Source organism: Stenotrophomonas sp. Ste96 (assembly GCF_024519495.1).
GTDB classification, from domain to species: Bacteria; Pseudomonadota; Gammaproteobacteria; order Xanthomonadales; family Xanthomonadaceae; genus Stenotrophomonas; species Stenotrophomonas bentonitica_A.
On the sequence record NZ_JALJRX010000003.1, the window covers coordinates 328,406 to 346,874 of the forward strand.

Annotated in this window: 15 protein-coding genes and 1 riboswitch; of the genes, 6 read left to right on the forward strand and 9 right to left on the reverse strand. The window is 68.1% G+C overall.

Going from position 1 to position 18,469, the window contains the following annotated elements; translation table 11 throughout:
- Positions 1-32: 32 nt before the first annotated feature.
- Positions 33-1,478: an adenosylhomocysteinase gene (gene ahcY, locus OC373_RS10795; protein WP_046273657.1), complete on the reverse strand. Its 1,446-nt coding sequence runs from the start codon at positions 1,476-1,478 to the stop codon at positions 33-35.
- Positions 1,479-1,513: 35 nt separating this feature from the next.
- Positions 1,514-1,602, reverse strand: a riboswitch (S-adenosyl-L-homocysteine riboswitch).
- A 126-nt stretch (positions 1,603-1,728) separates the two neighbouring features.
- On the opposite strand from ahcY, the gene OC373_RS10800 reads away from it, so the two are divergent.
- The gene (locus tag OC373_RS10800) at positions 1,729-4,263 is read left to right on the forward strand and encodes a prolyl oligopeptidase family serine peptidase (protein WP_070426635.1); all 2,535 of its coding nucleotides are present in this window, start codon (positions 1,729-1,731) and stop codon (positions 4,261-4,263) included.
- A 305-nt stretch (positions 4,264-4,568) separates the two neighbouring features.
- Entirely contained in the window at positions 4,569-7,280 is a 2,712-nt protein-coding gene (gene ppc, locus OC373_RS10805; RefSeq protein WP_070426636.1) for a phosphoenolpyruvate carboxylase, read from the forward strand.
- 41 nt (positions 7,281-7,321) lie between these two features.
- Here ppc and OC373_RS10810 read toward each other — a convergent pair whose 3' ends face one another.
- Together OC373_RS10810 and metK are read right to left on the reverse strand one after the other, a co-directional pair.
- The gene (locus OC373_RS10810; RefSeq protein ID WP_026069660.1) at positions 7,322-7,840 is read right to left on the reverse strand and encodes an acyl-CoA thioesterase; all 519 of its coding nucleotides are present in this window, start codon (positions 7,838-7,840) and stop codon (positions 7,322-7,324) included.
- Between the two features lie 213 nt (positions 7,841-8,053).
- Positions 8,054-9,265, reverse strand: coding sequence for a methionine adenosyltransferase (gene metK, locus OC373_RS10815; protein WP_019182462.1), 1,212 nt, complete (start codon positions 9,263-9,265; stop codon positions 8,054-8,056).
- Positions 9,266-9,623: 358 nt separating this feature from the next.
- On the opposite strand from metK, the gene OC373_RS10820 reads away from it, so the two are divergent.
- From OC373_RS10820 to OC373_RS10830, 3 genes are read left to right on the forward strand one after another with little or no spacing between them, the layout of a single operon-like run.
- Positions 9,624-10,466: a UDP-2,3-diacylglucosamine diphosphatase gene (locus OC373_RS10820; RefSeq protein ID WP_261997673.1), complete on the forward strand. Its 843-nt coding sequence runs from the start codon at positions 9,624-9,626 to the stop codon at positions 10,464-10,466.
- 48 nt (positions 10,467-10,514) lie between these two features.
- Positions 10,515-11,591: a metal-dependent hydrolase gene (locus OC373_RS10825; protein ID WP_019182460.1), complete on the forward strand. Its 1,077-nt coding sequence runs from the start codon at positions 10,515-10,517 to the stop codon at positions 11,589-11,591.
- The gene (locus tag OC373_RS10830) at positions 11,588-12,028 is read left to right on the forward strand and encodes a hypothetical protein (protein WP_019182459.1); all 441 of its coding nucleotides are present in this window, start codon (positions 11,588-11,590) and stop codon (positions 12,026-12,028) included. The genes OC373_RS10825 and OC373_RS10830 overlap by 4 nt, the downstream gene beginning before the upstream one ends.
- Positions 12,029-12,041: 13 nt before the next feature.
- Here OC373_RS10830 and OC373_RS10835 read toward each other — a convergent pair whose 3' ends face one another.
- The 6 genes from OC373_RS10835 to OC373_RS10860 form a co-directional block, all read right to left on the reverse strand.
- Entirely contained in the window at positions 12,042-12,869 is an 828-nt protein-coding gene (locus OC373_RS10835; RefSeq protein ID WP_046273661.1) for a methyltransferase domain-containing protein, read from the reverse strand.
- Between the two features lie 10 nt (positions 12,870-12,879).
- The gene (gene dusB / locus OC373_RS10840) at positions 12,880-13,872 is read right to left on the reverse strand and encodes a tRNA dihydrouridine synthase DusB (RefSeq protein WP_070427536.1); all 993 of its coding nucleotides are present in this window, start codon (positions 13,870-13,872) and stop codon (positions 12,880-12,882) included.
- Positions 13,873-14,092: 220 nt separating this feature from the next.
- Positions 14,093-14,839 carry a SagB/ThcOx family dehydrogenase gene (locus tag OC373_RS10845; RefSeq protein ID WP_261997674.1) on the reverse strand — a complete coding sequence of 249 codons (747 nt, stop codon included), beginning with the start codon at positions 14,837-14,839 and terminating at the stop codon, positions 14,093-14,095.
- 14 nt (positions 14,840-14,853) lie between these two features.
- Entirely contained in the window at positions 14,854-16,191 is a 1,338-nt protein-coding gene (locus OC373_RS10850) for a YcaO-like family protein (RefSeq protein WP_261997675.1), read from the reverse strand.
- A complete protein-coding gene (locus tag OC373_RS10855; protein ID WP_261997676.1) occupies positions 16,188-16,766 on the reverse strand; it encodes a hypothetical protein in 579 nt (192 codons plus the stop codon). Before OC373_RS10855 ends, OC373_RS10850 begins: the two co-directional genes overlap by 4 nt.
- A gap of 51 nt (positions 16,767-16,817) precedes the next feature.
- A complete protein-coding gene (locus tag OC373_RS10860; RefSeq protein WP_261997677.1) occupies positions 16,818-17,675 on the reverse strand; it encodes a hypothetical protein in 858 nt (285 codons plus the stop codon).
- A gap of 133 nt (positions 17,676-17,808) precedes the next feature.
- Between OC373_RS10860 and OC373_RS10865 the strand changes: the two genes are divergently transcribed.
- On the forward strand, positions 17,809-18,393 hold the full coding sequence (locus tag OC373_RS10865) for a phosphatase PAP2 family protein (RefSeq protein ID WP_261997678.1): 585 nt from the start codon (positions 17,809-17,811) through the stop codon (positions 18,391-18,393).
- Positions 18,394-18,469 lie beyond the last annotated feature (76 nt).

Consider the following 18,469-nt stretch of genomic DNA (forward strand, 5'->3'; position numbering starts at 1 on the left):
CTGTGTTCAACGCAACTGGACCGGCAGGCCGATCAGTAGCGGTAATGCTCCGGCTTGAACGGACCATCCACCGGCACGCCGATGTAGTCGGCCTGTTCCTGGCTCAGGGTGGTCAGCTTCACGCCGATCTTTTCCAGGTGCAGACGCGCCACTTCCTCGTCCAGCTTCTTCGGCAGCAGGTACACCTTCTTCTCGTAGCTGTCCTTGTTCGCCCACAGGTCGATCTGTGCGAGCGTCTGGTTGGCGAACGAGTTGGACATCACGAAGCTCGGGTGGCCGGTGGCGCAGCCCAGGTTCACCAGGCGGCCTTCGGCCAGCAGGAAGATCGCGTTGCCGTTCGGGAAGACGTACTTGTCCACCTGCGGCTTGATGTTGATGTGCTGCACGCCCGGGAAGCCGACCAGCGCATCGACCTGGATCTCGTTGTCGAAGTGGCCGATGTTGCAGACGATGGCCTGGTCCTTCATCGCGCTCAGGTGCTCGATGCGGATGATGTCCTTGTTGCCGGTGGTGGTGACGTACAGGTCGGCACGGCCCAGGGTGGATTCGATGGTGTTGACTTCGAAGCCTTCCATCGCGGCCTGCAGGGCGCAGATCGGGTCGATCTCGGTGACCACCACGCGCGCGCCGTAGGCACGCAGCGAAGCGGCGCAGCCCTTGCCCACGTCACCGTAGCCGCAGACCACGGCGACCTTGCCGGCCAGCATCACGTCCATCGCGCGCTTGAGGCCATCGGCCAGCGACTCGCGGCAGCCGTACAGGTTGTCGAACTTGCTCTTGGTGACGGAGTCGTTGACGTTGATCGCCGGGATCAGCAGGGTGCCGGCCTGGGCCAGCTGGTACAGGCGATGCACGCCGGTGGTGGTCTCTTCGGAGACGCCCTTCCAGTCCTTGACCACGCGGCCCCAGTAACCCGGGCGCTCGGTGGCCACGCGCTTGAGCAGGTTCTTGATGACCTGCTCTTCATGCGAGGCGGCTTTTTCATTGACCCAGTTGCTGCCGTTCTCGAGCTCGTAGCCCTTGTGGATCAGCAGGGTCACGTCGCCGCCATCGTCCACCACCAGCTCCGGGCCGGTCAGGGTGCCGTCGGGCAGGGTGAAGGTCAGTGCATCCAGGGTGCAGTCCCAGTATTCCTCCAGCGACTCACCCTTCCAGGCGAACACCGGGGTGCCGGACTTGGCGATCGCAGCGGCAGCGTGGTCCTGGGTCGAGAAGATGTTGCACGAGGCCCAACGCACGTCGGCGCCGATGTCCTTCAGGGTCTCGATCAGCACCGCGGTCTGGATGGTCATGTGCAGCGAGCCGGTCACGCGCACGCCCTTCAGCGGCAGGGTGGCGGCGTGCTTGCGGCGGATCGACATAAGGCCCGGCATTTCATGCTCGGCGATGTCCAGCTCCTTGCGGCCCCAATCGGCCAGGGAGATATCGGCAATCTTGTAATCGCCTTCGGTGGAGAAGGTCTTGGCAACAGCGTTCATTCAAAGCTCCGGTGTAATGACGAGTCGGTACTCGTGTTCGCCGGGCGCCGTTGGAACCAATCCTGGCCACCGAGCCTGGCCGCCCCCGGAAAGGTCCGGAACGGTCGCAGCGCCCCTCGGTGGAGGGTCGCCCATTATATCGCGGCCCGCTGCGTTGGCATGAATCGGTCCCCGCCCCCAACCATCGGCAGGGGGGCGATCGGCGCCCGGCTGTTAAGGTCGGGGGTTTGTATCAGCATAGGGACGGAACATGACACGCAACCATGGTCGACGCGCACCGCAATGGCGCCATACCTTGATCCTCGGCCTGGCCCTGCTGGCGGTGCCGCCGTTGGCGCTGGCCGCCGCGCCGGCCGCGAAGACCTCCGCGCAGGCCGTGGCCGCCGCCAAGGGTGACCCGAGCGGCTATGAGCTGCCCTCGCCGGCGCTGCAGGCGGTGGTCGACGCGCCGCGTGCCCCGACCCTGAGCCTGTCCCCGCGCCGCGACCTGGCCGCGCTGCTGCAGACCCCGCCGCTGCCGTCGATCAACGACGTCGCCCAGCCCGAACTGAAGCTGGCCGGCCTGCGCATCAACCCGGCCACGCATTCGGCCAGCCGCTTCAGCTTCGCCGACAAGCTGTGGCTGATGAACGTGGCCGATGGCAAGGAGCGCCAGATCAGCGGGCTGCCGCAGCCGTTGTCGATCGCCACCTTTGCGTGGTCGCCGGACCAGAAGTACATCGCCTTCAACCAGGTGCATGCGGCCACCAACACCAATGAACTGTGGATCGTTGATGTGGACGCCGGTTCGGCACGGCGCCTGGTCGGCGATCTGAACACGGTGATGGGCGATGGCTACAGCTGGCAGCCCGACAGCCGGGGCCTGCTGGTGATGCAGCAGCTCAAGGGCCAGGGGCCGGCACCGTCCGCCGGCGGCATTCCGACCGGCCCGGCGATCCAGCAGACCGAGGCCGACGCCGGTGTGCGCACCATCCGCACCTACCAGGACATGCTCAAGAACGAGGCCGATGCCCGCCTCTTCGATTACTACGCCAGCGCGCAGCCGGCCAAGGTCGCGCTCAACGGCGTGACCACGCCGCTCTCCACGGGCGGGGTGTACTGGGACGTCACGCTCTCCCCGGATGGCCGTTACCTGCTCAGCGAACGGGTGGTGCGCCCGTATTCCTATCTGGTGCCGGCCAGCGCATTCGCGCGTCGCATCGAAGTGCTGTCCGCCGTGGACGGCAAGCTGGAGCACACCGTAGCCAACCTGCCGTTGAAGGAAGGCCTGCCGACCGGCAACGATGCGGTGGCCACCGGCGTGCGCCGGATCGACTGGCGCGCCGATGCCCCGGCGACCCTGGTCTGGGCCGAGGCGCAGGATGGTGGCGACCCGAACCGCGAGGCCAAGGTGCGCGATGCGGTGCTGATGCAGGCCGCCCCCTTCGACAAGCCGCCGGTGACCCTGGCGCAGCTGGGCAGCCGCTATGCCGGCATCCAGTGGGGCCGTGGGGATCTGGCGCTGCTCAACGAATCGTGGTGGAAGAACCGCGAGGTCAAGCAGTGGCGGATCGCGCCCGACCAGCCGGAGAAGGCAGCGGAACTGCTGTCCGCACGTTCCTCGCAGGACCGCTACAACGATCCCGGTCGCCCGGGCCTGGTGCGCGACGTCAACGGGCGCGCGCGCCTGCAGGTGAGTGCCGATGGCCGCAGCATCTTCCTCTACGGGCTGGGCGCTTCGCCGGAAGGCGATCGTCCGTTCGTGGACCGCTTCGATCTGGACAGCAAGCAGACCACGCGCCTGTTCCACTCGCAGGCCCCGTCCTATGCCGCGCCGGTGGCGCTGCTCGACCAGGAAGGCACCTCGCTGCTGCTGACCCGTGAATCGCCCGATGAGCCGGCCAACTTCTACGTGCAGTCGCTGGGTGATGCCACGGCTGCACCGAAGGCGCTGACCCACTTCCAGCACCCGCTGCCGCAGCTGCGTGGGGTGAGCAAGGAGCAGATCCGCTACAAGCGCAACGACGGCGTCGACCTGACCGCCACGCTGATGCTGCCGCCGGGTTACAACGCGAAGAAGGATGGTCCGTTGCCGCTGCTGATGTGGGCCTACCCGGGGGAGTTCAAGACCGCCGAAGCCGCCAGCCAGGTCACCGATTCGCCGTACCGCTTCAACGCGATCAGCTACTGGGGTCCGCAGGCGTTTCTGGCCAAGGGCTACGCGGTGCTGGTCAGCCCGTCGATGCCGATCATCGGTGAGGGCGACAAGGAGCCGAACGACACCTACCTGCCGCAGCTGATCGCCAATGCCGAGGCGGCCGTGAATGAAGTGGTGCGGCGTGGCGTGACCGACCGTGAGCACATTGCGATCGGTGGCCACTCCTACGGTGCGTTCATGACCGCCAACCTGCTCGCGCATACCCGCCTGTTCAAGGCCGGCATCGCGCGCAGCGGCGCCTACAACCGCACGCTGACCCCGTTCGGCTTCCAGGCCGAAGAGCGCAACTACTGGCAGGCGCAGGACGTCTACCAGAAGATGTCGCCGTTCAACTACGCCGACAAGATCAAGGACCCGATCCTCTTCATCCATGGCGTGGACGACAACAACTCCGGCACGTTCCCGATCCAGAGCGAGCGCATGTTCGCCGCGGTGAAGGGGCTGGGCGGGACGTCGCGGCTGGTGATGCTGCCCAATGAATCGCACGCTTACCGGGCACGCGAATCGATCATGACCATGCTGGCCGAGAGCGAGCGCTGGCTGGAGCAGACCGTTGGCGAGGGGAAGCCGGTGAAGAAGAAGCGCTGAAACAACCGGTGGGTACCGGCCGTTGGCCGGTGCCGGAAACGATCGCCACCTGCCGGCCGCTGGCCGGCTCCCCGCGATGCACGCGATCGGTAGTGCCGGCCGCTGGCCGGCTCCTCGGAATGCACGCGATCGGTAGTGCCGGCCGCTGGCCGGCTCCTCGCGATGCCCGCACTGGCACCTGTCAGATCTGCATGGAGCCGGCCAGCGGCCGGCACTACCAGATGTAACTATTTGCGCGACGCAGCAACGACGCGATTGTGGGTTAGGCTTGAGCGGATTCCGTTCCCGAGGCCAGTGCGTCGCAGATGAACGAGTACCGTAGCAGCATCGTTTTTGCCACTCCCGATATTCCCCTGCGCGACGATGTACGCCGACTCGGCGCACTGGTCGGCGACCTGCTCGCCGAGCAGGTCTCCACGCAGTTTTTCGATGATGTGGAACAGGTGCGTACACGCGCCATCGCCCGCCGCGAAAGCGACGCCCCGCTGTCCGATCTCAACGATGCGCTGACCGGCCTGCCACCGGCACGCGCCGAAGCGATGGTGCGTGCGTTCAGTACCTATTTCCAGGTGGTGAACATCGCCGAGCGGGTGCACCGCATCCGCCGCCGCCGCGACTACCAGCGCGCCGGCACCGCCACGCCGCAGCCCGATGGCCTGCAGGACGCACTGGTCAACCTCAAGGCACAGGGCGTCACCCTGGACGAGCTGGCCGAGTGGCTGCCGCGCATCGACATCGAGCCGGTGTTCACCGCGCACCCGACCGAGGCGGTCCGCCGCGCGCTGCTGGAGAAAGAGCAGTTGATGGTGGCCAGCCTGGTCGACAACCTCGACGGCCAGCGCACCCCGGGCGAAGCGGCCGCTGACGCCGCGCGTTTCCGCATGGCGCTGACCGCCTCGTGGCAGACCACCGATTCCTCGCCCGTGCGCCCGACCGTGGAAGACGAGCGCGAGCATGTCGGCTTCTATCTGGTGCAGGTGCTGTACCGGGTGATTCCGGTGCTGTACGAATCGCTGCAGCAGGCACTGCTGGATACCTATGGCCAGGAACTGCCGCTGCCGCGCCTGCTGCGTTTCGGCACGTGGGTAGGCGGCGACATGGATGGCAATCCGAACGTGGATGCCGGCACCATCCGCAACACCCTGGATGCGCAACGCCAGGCCGTGCTCGGCCGCTACCAGAAGGACCTGCTGCAGTTGGCCAGCCTGCTCAGCCAGTCCACCGAGCGCGTGGCGGTCAGTGATGAACTGCAGGCCCGCGTGGACCATTACAAGGCGTTGCTGCCCAAGGTCACCTCGCGCCCGCGTCATGCCGACATGCCCTATCGCCTGCTCAACGACCGCATGCGCGCGCGGGTACAGGCGACGATGGACGATGCGGAAGGCGCCTACGCGTCGCCGCAGGAGCTGACCGACGACATCGAGCTGATCCTGCGCAGCCTGCACGAGAACAAGGGCGACCATGCCGGCGGCTTCGCGGTGCGTCGCCTGCTGTGGCGGGTGCGCACCTTCGGCTTCCATCTGGCGCGCCTGGACGTGCGTCAGGAATCGAGCGTGCATGGTCGCGCGCTGGCCAGCGTGCTGGATGGGCAGGAGGCCTGGGACGCCGCCGATGCGGTCACCCGCGCGGCACGGCTGGCCCCGTTCGCCAGTGGCGAGCAGGCGCTGCCGGTGAGCAACGAAGAAGGCGGTGAGCGCCTGGACGCGGTGTTCGCGGCGCTGGCTGATGCCCATCACCGGCATGGGGCCGATGCACTGGGCAGCTACATCATCTCGATGGCGCATGACCGCAGCGATGTCCTCGCCGTGCTCGCCTTGGCACGTCGTGGCGGCCTGGTGGATGACGCCGGCGCGGTGCCGCTCGACATCGCCCCGCTGTTTGAAACCGTGGACGATCTCAAGCGCGGTACCGACACCCTGCGCGATCTGTTGGCCGATCCGGTCTACCGCACGCACCTGGCCTCGCGCGGCGATGTGCAGATGGTGATGCTCGGCTACTCGGACAGCGGCAAGGATGGGGGCATCGCGGCGTCGCGCTGGGGCCTTCAGCGCGCCCAGGTGGAGCTGTTGGAGGTCGCTGCCGAGAACGACATCCGCCTGACCTTCTTCCACGGCCGCGGCGGCTCGATCAGCCGCGGTGGCGGCAAGACCACGCACGCCGTGGATGCCTCGCCACGTGGCAGCATCGACGGCCGCCTGCGCGTGACCGAGCAGGGCGAAGTGATCCACCGCAAGTACGGCATCCGTGCGCTGGCGCTGCGCTCGCTGGAGCAGTCCACCGGTGCGGTGCTGCGCTCCAGCCTGCGCCCGCGTGCACCGGAACCGCGCGAGGAACAGTGGCGCCCGGTGATGGACCTGATCGCGCAGAAGAGTGCGGATGCCTACCGTGTCTTCGTCGGCCAGAAAGACTTCATGCAGTACTTCCGGCTGGCCGCGCCGATCGACGTGATCGAGCGGATGACCTTGGGCTCACGCCCCTCGCGCCGACTGGGTGAAGATGCCGCGTTGACCAACCTGCGCGCGATTCCGTGGGTGTTCGCCTGGAGCCAGGCGCGTGCCGTGATTCCGGGTTGGTATGGCGTGGGTAGCGGCCTGCAGGCGGCGATCGATGCCGGCCACGAGGACATCCTGAAAGAGATGGCGCGCGACTGGCCGTTCTTCAGCACCTTCCTGGATGACATCGCGATGGTGCTGTCCAAGGGCGACCTGACCATCGCCGAGCAGTTCTCGCAGCTGTCTGGTGCGTTGCATGGCCGTTTCTTCCCGCAGATTCAGCGTGAGCTGGAGCTCACCGCGCAGTGGATCCTTGTGCTGACCGGGCAGGATGCACTGCTCCAGCACGACCAGCGGCTGGCGCTGTCGATCCGCCTGCGCAATCCCTACATCGATCCGATCAGCGTGCTGCAGGTGGATCTGCTGCGCCGCTGGCGTGAAAGCGGTGGCGAAGACGATGACGTGCTGCGCGCGCTGGTGGCCTGCGTGAACGGTGTTTCGCAGGGCGTACAGAACACCGGGTAGGCCATGAAGGGGGAGTGCCGGCCGCTGGCCGGCAGCGCTTCTCAGACCCGCTCGACCAGATCACCTGGTGCAGGCGGATTGGATGCCAGCAGCTCCAGGTGGCGCTGCTCCATCTCCTCGCGCAGTTGGCGGCGGATCAACGCGGCGGCATGCCGGCGGCGTTCGTCGGCGGTCTCCAGCACGAGCGGCGGCACCGGGGTCGGCTTGCCCTCGTCATCCACCGCGACCATGGTGAAGAAGCAGCTGTTGGCGTGGCGCACGCTGCGCTTGAGGATGTCCTCGGCCACCACCTTGACGCCGATCTCCATCGAGGAGGTGCCGGTGTAGTTCACCGAGGCCAGGAAGGTGACCAGCTCGCCGACCGCGATCGGCTGCCGGAACATCACCTGGTCCACCGAAAGGGTGACCACGTAGCTGCCGGCATAGCGGCTGGCGCAGGCATAGGCAACCTGGTCGAGCAGGCGCAGCACCGCACCGCCGTGTACCTTGCCGGAGAAGTTGGCCATGTCCGGCGACATCAGCACCGTCATGGAGAGCTGGTTGGATTTGAATTCGGGCATGACTGGAGTGTAGCGCCGCTTGACCCATTGGTAGAGCCGACCGTTGGTCGGCTGGTCGCGCGCGGCGCGACGATGGGTCAAGGCGCCAAAACGACGACGGGCCGCTTTCGCGGCCCGCCGTTTGTTTCGCCGATCATTGCCGCGCTGCGCGCGGCCAGCCGACCAACGGTCGGCTCTACCCGTAAGAAAAGGGCCGCTTTCGCGGCCCATTTCTTACTTCAACTTCGCATCCGCGCGCAGGGCGGCGGCGCGATCGGTCTTCTCCCAGGAGAAGGCGGTTGCGTTGACCTGTTCGCCAGCACCGTTGGTGTAGCTGAACTCCTTCGCCTTGCGGCCGAAGTGGCCGTAGGCCGCGGTCTGCTGGTACATCGGGTGGATCAGGTCCAGCATCTGGATGATGCCGTACGGGCGCAGGTCGAAATGCTTGCGGATCAGCTTTTCGATCTTGTCATCGCTGATCTTGCCGGTGCCGAAGGTGGTGACCGAGATCGAGGTCGGCTCGGCCACGCCGATGGCGTAGGAGACCTGCACTTCGCAGCGGTCGGCCAGGCCGGCGGCCACGACATTCTTGGCGACGTAACGGGCAGCATAGGCAGCCGAACGGTCGACCTTGGACGGATCCTTGCCCGAGAACGCACCACCACCGTGACGGGCCCAGCCGCCGTAGGTGTCGACGATGATCTTGCGGCCGGTCAGGCCACAGTCGCCCACCGGGCCGCCGATCTCGAACTTGCCGGTCGGGTTGATGTGGAATTTGGTGCCCTTGTGCAGCCACTTGGCCGGCAGCACCGGCTTGATGATCTCTTCGCGGACGGCCTCGATGAGGTCCTTCTGCTTCACGCCCGGGGCGTGCTGGGTCGACAGCACCACCGCGTCGATGGCCGAGACGGCGCCGTTTTCATAGCGCAGGGTGACCTGGCTCTTGGCATCCGGGCGCAGCCAGGACAGCGGCGAGTTCTTCTTCTTGCGGATCTTGGCCTGCTGCTCGACCAGGCGGTGCGACAGGTGGATCGCGGCCGGCATGTAGCTGTCGGTCTCGTTGGTGGCATAGCCGAACATCAGGCCCTGGTCGCCAGCGCCCATTTCTTCGGGCTTCTTGCGGTCCACGCCCTGGGCGATGTGCGGCGACTGCTTGCCGATCAGGTTCAGCACGCCGCAGGTCGCGCCGTCGAAGCCGACGTCGGAGCTGTCGTAGCCGATGTCCAGGATCACCTTGCGGGTCAAGGCTTCCAGGTCGATCCAGGCGCTGGTGGTGATTTCACCGGCGACGATTGCCACGCCAGTCTTGACCATGGTTTCGCAGGCCACGCGCGCACGCTTGTCCTGGGTCAGGATCGCGTCCAGCACCGCATCGGAGATCTGGTCGGCAATCTTGTCCGGATGGCCTTCGGAGACCGATTCGGAGGTGAACAGGTAGCTGGACATCAGGCGTAATATCCTTTGATTCGGATGGAAAGATGGGCGCGAATGATACACGGCAAGTCGCGCGCTTGCATTGTGCGCCAGCGAGGGTTGCCCGTGGTTAAGCCTGCGTGCCCGTCGCAGGGCCCGGTGTGACGGGATTGGGGGCCAGCGTCACCGCCCAGTGTTCCACCAGCGTGACAAACGGCCGCCCGCAGCGGCACCTGCCCGAGAAGCATGCCAGCCGCACGCGCCTCACGAAGGGCGCGACGTGCATCCGAACCCCGCGAGCGTCATCGGCCCGTCGTCAAACCGCCATCGGGCTGTCGTCGCCGCAGGGCAGGCTTCGGCGCATCCGGCCGCCGGACCTGAGGAGCACGCCATGCACGACGTCGAGCAGCGCGACGCGCGGGAGGCCGACAAACGGCCCGTGACCACCCTGGCGCCCCATCGGCGGGCCGTCTTCCTTTCCGATGTCCACCTGGGCTCACGTCACTGCCACGCCGCCGAACTGGCCAGGTTCCTTGCCGGGCTGCGCTGCGAGCGCCTGTATCTGGTGGGCGACATCATCGACCTGTGGTGGATGGCGCACCGCCGGGCCAGTTGGCGGCCGGCCCACAGCGAGGTGATCCAGGCCCTGCACGCGCTGCAGCGGGCCGGCACCCGGATCATCTACATCCCGGGCAACCACGATGCTTCGCTGCGCAAGGTCTGCGGGCTGATGCTGCCGGCCATGCAGGTACGCCGCCGGGCGATCCACGTGACCGCCGATGGACGGCGGCTGCTGGTCGTGCATGGTGACGACTACGACGGCATCACTCATTTCGGTGGCCTGCAGGAGCGCTTCGGCGACTGGCTGTATTACCGCATCCTGACCGGCAACCACCTGCTCAACGCGGTCCGGCGGCGGCTGGGTCAGCGCTACTGGTCTCTCTCTGAATTCCTCAAGAAGCGCAGCGGCGCGGCCGAACGCTACATCGAACGCTTCGTCCAGGCCGGGCTCGAGGATGTGCGTCGGCGTGGGCTGGACGGGATCATCTGCGGGCACATCCACCGCGCCGCACTGGTGGAGCGCGACGGGCTGATCTATGCCAACGACGGCGACTGGGTCGAGAGCCTGACCGCGCTGGCCGAGGATCCGGACGGCAGCCTGCGGCTGCTCGATCACACCGGGCAGACCCTGGCGGCGCTGCCCGGCAACGCCGCACTGGCCAGAGCGGCCTGAGCAGAACGGCATCAACGCAGCGCCAGGCCCGGCTGCTAGCATCGGCCGATGGACTCCCTCACCCAGATCGTACTCGGCGGCGCGGTCGCCGCCGCCATCGCACCGGCCGGCCATCGTCGCGCCGCCCTGTTGGCCGGTGCCGCGCTCGGCACCCTGCCGGACCTCGACGCGCTGCTGCTGGCGTTCACCGCCGCCGATCCGGTGGCGCTGATGGTCGAGCACCGCAGCTACAGCCACTCGCTGCTGGTGTTGCCGTGGGTGGCCGCGCTGATCTGGTGGCTGTTCAAACGCTTTGGTCACGGCCGGGTGGCGCAGGCGCCGGGCCGCTGGTTCTGGGCGATCACGCTGGCGCTGATCACCCATCCGCTGCTGGATGCCTTCACCGTCTACGGTACCCAGCTGTGGTGGCCGTTCACCCCGCACCCGACGATGTGGGCCAGCGTTTTCATCATCGACCCGCTCTACACCGTGTGGCTGCTGATCGCCTGTGCAGTGGCGTGGTTCGCGCGGGCGCGGCCGTTGGCGCAGAAGGCGCTGGTGGCCGGTCTGGTGCTCAGCAGTGGCTACCTGGGCTGGTCGCTGCTGGCCAAGCACACCGTCGACCGCGAGGCCGACCGCGCACTGGCCGCCATGGGCCTGGGCGATGCGCCGCGCTTCTCGGTGGCGATGCCGTTCAACACGCTGCTCTGGCAGGTCGTCGCGATGACGCCCAACGGCTACGTGATCGGCGAGCGCTCGCTGATCGCCGACCGCGGCCCGATGACCTTTGAAGGCCATCCCTCCAACGTGCAGGCCCTGCGCCAGGCGGCCACGCTGCCGGCCGTGCAGCGCCTGAACTGGTTCAACCGCGGCTTCATGCGCGCACAGGTGGTCGATGGCGAGCTGCGGCTGAGCGATCTGCGCATGGGCCTGGAGCCGGACTACACCTTCACCTTCGCGGTGGCCCGGGCCGAGGGCGGGGGCTGGGCCGCGATCACGCCGCGGCAGCTGCGCCCGGCGTATGAAGGTGAGCAGGGCAGGGCGATGGTGAAGCGCCGGTTCTCGGCGATGTGGCAACGCATCTGGCATGCACCGGCGAGCACCGAGGTGATCGCACCCAAGGCAGGTTGGACGGAGGCACCGTGACCGAACGGTTTGAAATGGAGATCAATGGCACGCGCTACACCCGGCTGGCCGATGTACCGCCGGAGTACCGCGCGCTGTTGCTGGATCTGGCCCCGGGCCGCTCCGCTGAGCAGCCGGCGGTGCCGTTGCGCGAGATCCTGCACAAGGCCAGGGCGCAGCCGGACCGCGCGCGTCAGCAGCAGGTGCTGCTGGAGGAACTGCACAAGGTCGACCCTGAGCGGGCGCGGCGCATGCAGAACAAGCTCACCGAGCGTAACCAGCGGCCGGCCACCGGCACGCTGGAAGTAGGCCACACGCCCACCGCGCGTCCGCGCGAAGGTGCCCGTCTCACCGCCGGCAGTGCGACGGTCGCCCCGGGTGATCGGGGCGGACTGGGCCTGTGGTTGCTGCTGGCCGCAGCGGTGGTGGTGACCGTGATCGCCTGGGCGACGCGCTAGCGCCGCCCCCCGGTCAATACACCGTCGCGCGCGCCTGCACGAAGGAGAAGAAGAACACCGCGTTGGGGTCGTTCTGGACCAGGCTGAACTCGCGGCGCATCCCGTCCACCGTCTCCTGGTCGACCAGGCCGGCTTCCAGCAGCGGATCGGCCGCCGACAACAGCAGTTGCTCCCAGAACGCGATCATCGTCTTGCGACGCGCCGGCTCGCGGTTGTCCAGGTGGATGGTCTTGATCTCGGTGTGCACGTCGCGGAAGCCGCCGGCCAGCAGCAGGTTGCCGAGCTTGGCACCGACGAACGGATCGCCGCCGTGGTCGTACTGGAAATCGTTGAACGCCATCCAGTAGCGCCAGATGTGCGGCGAGTAAGGATCGAGCAGGAACGAGGCATTCATCACTTCGGTGACATACACCGGCGAACCCGGGACCAGCACGCGGCGCACTTCGTTGAGCACCCGCGCCGGCGAAGGCACATGCTCCAGCACCCAGCACAGGAAGGCCGAATCGAACTCGCGCGCACCGAACGGCAGATTGCCGGCGTCGGCCTGCAGCAGGGTGTAGCGCTCGCGGCACCATGGGGTCTTGGCCAGGTTGGTGGCGGCAGTGGCCAGCTGCGCTTCGCTCAGGTCCACGCCGGTGACGTGCAGGTCCGGGAACCGCCGCAGCAGGATGTCCGTCTGTGCGCCCACGCCGCTGCCGACTTCCAGCAGGCGCGTTGCGCCGCCGTAGTCGATGCCGCTGAAGATGCTCGATTCGAACAGGCGCGACTGGGTGACCAGGCGATGCTGCTCGGTATCGGAAAAGCCGTGGAGATAGGTCGGTGCGGTGATCGGCGGGTTCATGACAGAAGGCTCAGGCAGCGGACGACAACGGCTCGCCGGCGGCGAGGGCGTCGAAATAGTCGGTGGTCAGGGCGACCTGGCTGGCGGCATCCTCGGCGCGGTTGACCACCGCACGGAAGGCGGCGTTCTCCGGCCGGTCCTTGGCGTACCAGCCCAGGTGTTTGCGCGCGATGCGCACCCCCTGCTGCTCGCCATAGAAATCGTGCAGCGCGTGCAGGTGGCCCAGCAGCAGATCGCGGACCTCGGTGACCGAGGGCGGCGCCAGCAGCTCGCCGGTGGCCAGGTAGTGCGCCACCTCGCGGAAGATCCAGGGCCGGCCCTGGGCGGCGCGGCCGATCATCACCGCGTCCACGCCCGTCTGCTTCAAGACCTGCGCCGCTTTCTGCGGTGAATCGATGTCCCCGTTGGCGACCACCGGAATGCGCAGCGCCGCCTTGATCGCGGCGATGGTGTCGTATTCGGCGGTGCCGGTGTAATGCTGGTCGCGGGTACGGCCATGCACGGCCAGCGCGGCGATGCCGCTGTCCTCGGCGATGCGGGCGATCAGCGGGCCATTGCGGTGATCGCAGTCCCAGCCGGTGCGGATCTTCAGCGTGACCGGCACGTCCACCGCGTTGACCACTGCGGTCAGGATGCGCGCGACCAGGTCTTCATCGCGCATCAGCGCCGAGCCGGCCCAGGCGTTGCAGACCTTCTTGGCCGGGCAGCCCATGTTGATGTCGATGATCTGCGCACCGTTGTCCACGTTGTAGCGTGCTGCCTCGGCCAGCTGCTGCGGCTCGGTCCCGGCGATCTGCACGCTGATCGGGTCCGGCTCGCCGGCATGGTCCATGCGGTGGAGCGACTTGCGGGTGTTCCAGAAGCGCGGGTCGGAGATGGTCATCTCCGAGGCGGCCAGGCCCGCGCCCAGCTGTTTGCACAGCAGGCGGAAGGGCTTGTCGGTGACACCGGCCATCGGTGCCAGCACCACGTTGGGCTGGATGTTGTACGGGCCAATCTGCATGTGCGCATTGTAGTGCCGGCCGCTGGCCGCCAACCACGCAGGTACCGCTACCTGTTCAGGCCGATCCGGAAGGGCCTGATGCGCTCCGGTCATGAGCATATGCTTGACGATTGGTTCCGCCGCCCCCAGCGGCGGCGGATGCTGGGTGGTTACCGATCGTGCCGACCGCTGGCCGGAAATCGCATGATCAGGCGGGGCCTGCCGCGATTCCGGCGATCGTTCAGGGCGCCGGACCACACGCATAGGCCAACACCGCCAGATGCCGCCGCGGGTCGAGCCCGAGCAGGGCCAAGAGGGCGGCGTCGTCGAACGAGCCGATGGCGCAGCCGGCGGCGTTCATCGACGCCACCTGCTGCCCCAGCGCCCCCAGCCAGACTCCAGCCTCGATCAATACGAAGCGGCCGCCGCGCTCGCCGTATTTGGCCAGCGTCCCGCCTGGCTCGGCGATCAGGAACAGCACGGCCGCCGGCCGCTCCGGCCAGTCCACGCCCAGCAGCCCGGACAGCGCCGGCCATGCGGGGCAGGGCGCCACCGGTACCAGCGCGTGCTCGAGCGGGTCGTACCAATGGATGCCCGGCGCTGATGCGATCGCATCGTCGATGCCGTACAGCGCGGCATAGGCCTGGATCGGGTACTTGGCCCCACCGGACGGCAGACGCCGCGTGTCACTGTCGCCGGGCCGGGCCCGCAGCGGGGCCAGCACGCGCCCCAGTTCCTGCGCGCCCCACTGTGCATCACCGAAACGGCGGCCACTGCGGCGCTGCGCGAGGGCATCGCCGGGGCGTACCGGGTCCGGCAAGGCGACGCCGGCTGCTGCATGCAACGGCCGTGGCGGCGACCAGGCGCGTGCGGCATCTTCGGCGATGCGCGCGTGCATCACGTCTGCGCGCGCGGGATTGAGCTCGCCGTTGTGCCAGAACAGATGGAACAGCGGGGCATCGTCCCAGGGGGAAGGCGGTGACGGCATGCGGTCCTCGGGGATCAGCCCAATGGATGCGGGAAGGGGTTGGGAAACGCGCCGGCGTGCGGCACGCCGGGATAGCGCCATGCCACGTCCCGGCAGCGGCCACCAAGGAACGGCGCACGTTCGTCGGCATGCAGACCGCTGAGCTGTGGCGACAACACCCGCATCACCCGCAGGCCCGCCGCGGCCACATCGGCGGTGGTCAACTCGCGGTAGTACAGCGCGATGCCGGCACGGCCCAGCCGGCGCCGCAGCTGATCGAGCTCGCCCATCGCGCGCGGCGCGGCCGGGCGATCCGCTGCGCCGGGTGGGGGCAACTGCAACGTGCTGCGGCCCGCCTCCCGCAGCAGCGGCAGCTGCGGCCACAGCTCCGGGCGCAGGGTGTAGAAGGCGGCATGCTCGTCGAAGCTGCGCAGCGCTGCGGGTTCACGCGGAAGCCGCGCGCTTTCGCGGCCACACAGATGCGCGGCAAAGGTCAGTGCCTGCTGCCATTCCAGCAGCGCCTTGTGCAGTGCCTCGCCGGGGTCGGCGCGGCAGGCGATGCCGAGGACGTAGCGGGGGCGGCCTTCGAAGGGAATGCCACCGGCGACCGCGATGACCGGGTGCGGATTCCAGTGCTGGGTCAGGTCAAACGCCTGCAGTTCACCACCGCGCGCGTCCACATGGGCGTGCCATTGCGCCGGCAGCGCGATTCGCCGGCCGGCCACGCCATTGAGCCATGTCACTGCCAGCGCATCGCGCTCCAGCAGCTCCTGGGCCGCGCGCAACAGCGCCAGCCAGGCGCCATCGCGCCCATCCCGCCAGGCCGCCAGACCACTGGACGTCGATGGCAATCGCGCCTGGCCGCTGCGCGGCCCCAGTCCCACCAGCTCTTGCGGCACCCAGGCGACCCGGTTGTCGTCCAGCGCATGCACCGCTGCGAACAGGTCTTCGTCGCGTTCGGGCATCGGCCACGGGAAGTCCGGCATGGCGCGTTGGCTCGCCGAGAACAGCGCGAATGCCGATTCGTCCAGACATTGTGCGGGCGTCAGCGCATCGCGACGACGCACTTCCAGGCTCGCCTGCGCCGCCGCCAGCCGCTCCAGCGCCTCGGCGACCGCGCCGTCGGCGGCCGCAGCGGCCTCCAGCGCAACCGCGCCCGAGACGCCCTGCCAGGGATTGGCCGGGTCGGCCGGCGTGGCGGCATTGTGTACGCGCCGTCCCTCGAACAAGGGGCCGGTTGCATCGCACGGGTTGGCCTCGATCGGTTGGGCCGGGCGCACCAGGCCACAGCGCGGACGCGCTGCGCCGTGCAGCAGGTGCGACGACAGCGTGGGCATATCCGGCTCTGCCGCCTGCACGGCGGCGCGGCTCATTTCATCACGCCCAGCCAGAGCATCATCTCGAGCGCGCCCACGGCGAACAGGCCCAGCAGCAGCCCGATGGCGATGCCGATGCCGCGCCCGAGCGAACGCCCCGCGCGCTCGTAGACCAGGGCATAAATGCCGAGATACAGCCCGACGGCGACGAACAGCCCGAATATCGGGTTGGAGGTGCTGATGAAAATGCCGCCGCCGATCGCGGCCAGCGGCAAGGCGAACAGCCCCAGCAGTATCCGGCTGGTGCGGCTCAGGCCGGCTGCAGGGATCACCGGTGCCGGTGCCGCGGGATGATCCGGAGTGACGGCGCTGGGCGGTTCCTGCGGCAACGCAGGTGGCTGGCCGTGGCGCTCGGTGGGGGTATCGACGGTGACGGGGGGGATGTCTGCGGCGCTGCTGATGGCGGCGGGCGCGACGGGTTCCAGCCTGCCGAGCACCACTGCCGACAGTACCGAGGTGCCGAGCAGGGTGACGACGCAGGAACTGCAGGTAGTCGATGTCGAGCCGCCACCTGCCGCAGCAAGGTCCTGGCGCGAGGCACTGGCATCGAACTGGGTCGGCAGGCGATACATGGGGTCACTCCGTTGACCGAGGCGGAAACGCCCGGCGCACGGCCCACATTATCACGGGCGCCCGGTGTCCCAAGGCAGCGGCAGCGGTGCAGGCATCGACATCTCACCGCCCTGGCAGGCGGGGCACCACGGCAGCCGCAGCACCCGGTCGCGTTCCCCATGCAGGCGATGCAGGTCGAGCCAGACGCTGCGTTCGAGATAGCCCAGCAACAGGTGCGGCTGATCCAGCAACGGCGCGACCAGCGCCGCGATCCGTGCCGGTTGCGCTGCGACTTCCGGCAGCGCGGGCACCACCGCTTCGCCCCAGCGGCGCAGTACGCGGTTGCCCAGGCAATACACACAGGCAGTCTGGCCGGGCACCACATAGGGTCCAAGCGCGAGGGTGTGGTGATAGCTGAGGTCCAGCAGCAGATGCGGCTGTGCCGGCATATGTGACACGTAGCGGGCCAAGGCCTGTTCCCAGCCGAGCCCGTGGCGGACCAGCACGAGGAGGTCGGCATCGGCGGCGGCATCGACGCGCTGCAGATCCGCGCTGGCATGCTGGTCGAAGGCCTCGGCCAGCCCAGGCAGCGGTTCCCCGAGCCAATCCAGTGCATAGCGGCGCACAGGCCGCACCGCCTGCGACGGCACCAGTACGCCGAGGCGCATCAACTGGCGGACCGCCGGGCCACAGTCGGCATCGTCCTGCACAAGCGCCAGTGTGTCGTCCTGCCAATGGCCGAGGATGCGTTCGATGAGCGTCGGGGTATCGGCCTCGTCGACCACATACAATTCGTCGGCGCCACCGGACACCAGCAGCAGCGGGCGCTGCGCATGGGTCTGCGAAAACAGGGCCCAGGCCGGATTGCGCGTCCAGCGCGGTGTGTCCGCGTGCGTACCTGCGTGGTGCTGACTGCCTGCTGCTGCCACTGCGTACAGTCCCGGTATCCGCGAAAGCGCAAGGATAGCGGCAAACACGCTTGCCACGTTCTGCTACGGTGCGCGCGTGCCCACCCCGCCTCATGCCAACACTCCGCTCCCGCATCCGCCCTGGCGCGAGGCCATGCTGTGGATGCTGCTGCTCGGCGCGATGTTCATCCATGGCTACAGCTGGACCAATCAATGGGCTGCCAGCCAGGCTCATACCTACAGCCTGCACGGTCGCTGGGACGAGGCGATCCCGTTCTGGCCATGGACGATCTGGCCGTACCTGGCGCTGAACCTGCTGTACCCGCTGACGTTCTTCCTCTGCCCGACCCGATCCGCCCTGCGCCGCCATGCGATGGCCATCGCGCTGGTGCAGGCCGCCTGCATGCTCGCCTTCGTGTGTTGGCCGACCGGCAACGTGCGTGTTTTGCCGCAGCCGGATGGCGCGAGCGGACTGGTGTTCGCCCAGCTGCGCGCGTTCGAGGCGCCGTTCAACATGGCGCCGTCGCTGCATGCCGCGGTACTGGTGGTGGTCTGGCAGGCATGGCGGCGCTGGCTGCTGGCCGATACGGCGGCGTTGCGCTGGCTGTGGCACGGCGCCTGTGGGCTGATCCTGGTCTCGACGCTCACCACCTGGCAACACGATCTGCTGGACGTGCTTGCCGGCCTCGTAGTGGGCGCGCTGGCGCTGTGGATCACCGCGAGCTCAAGGGCCCCGTAGCGACCGGTAGGCCCCTCGGCAAATGTCCCCCGGCCGCCGCCTCACAGCGACGACCTCCTCCTTGATTTTGCCCAGG

Excerpts from the sequence above, each read along its gene's own strand:
- OC373_RS10800 (WP_070426635.1), top strand. The coding sequence starts at position 1,729 with ATGACACGCAACCATGGTCGACGCGCACCGCAATGGCGCCATACCTTG.
- OC373_RS10825 (WP_019182460.1), top strand. The coding sequence starts at position 10,515 with ATGGACTCCCTCACCCAGATCGTACTCGGCGGCGCGGTCGCCGCCGCC.
- ppc (WP_070426636.1), top strand. The coding sequence starts at position 4,569 with ATGAACGAGTACCGTAGCAGCATCGTTTTTGCCACTCCCGATATTCCC.
- ahcY (WP_046273657.1), bottom strand. The coding sequence starts at position 1,478 with ATGAACGCTGTTGCCAAGACCTTCTCCACCGAAGGCGATTACAAGATT.
- OC373_RS10820 (WP_261997673.1), top strand. The coding sequence starts at position 9,624 with ATGCACGACGTCGAGCAGCGCGACGCGCGGGAGGCCGACAAACGGCCC.
- OC373_RS10855 (WP_261997676.1), bottom strand. The coding sequence starts at position 16,766 with ATGTATCGCCTGCCGACCCAGTTCGATGCCAGTGCCTCGCGCCAGGAC.
- OC373_RS10810 (WP_026069660.1), bottom strand. The coding sequence starts at position 7,840 with ATGCCCGAATTCAAATCCAACCAGCTCTCCATGACGGTGCTGATGTCG.
- metK (WP_019182462.1), bottom strand. The coding sequence starts at position 9,265 with ATGTCCAGCTACCTGTTCACCTCCGAATCGGTCTCCGAAGGCCATCCG.
- OC373_RS10850 (WP_261997675.1), bottom strand. The coding sequence starts at position 16,191 with ATGAGCCGCGCCGCCGTGCAGGCGGCAGAGCCGGATATGCCCACGCTG.
- dusB (WP_070427536.1), bottom strand. The coding sequence starts at position 13,872 with ATGCAGATTGGCCCGTACAACATCCAGCCCAACGTGGTGCTGGCACCG.
- OC373_RS10845 (WP_261997674.1), bottom strand. The coding sequence starts at position 14,839 with ATGCCGTCACCGCCTTCCCCCTGGGACGATGCCCCGCTGTTCCATCTG.
- OC373_RS10835 (WP_046273661.1), bottom strand. The coding sequence starts at position 12,869 with ATGAACCCGCCGATCACCGCACCGACCTATCTCCACGGCTTTTCCGAT.
- OC373_RS10865 (WP_261997678.1), top strand. The coding sequence starts at position 17,809 with ATGCTGTGGATGCTGCTGCTCGGCGCGATGTTCATCCATGGCTACAGC.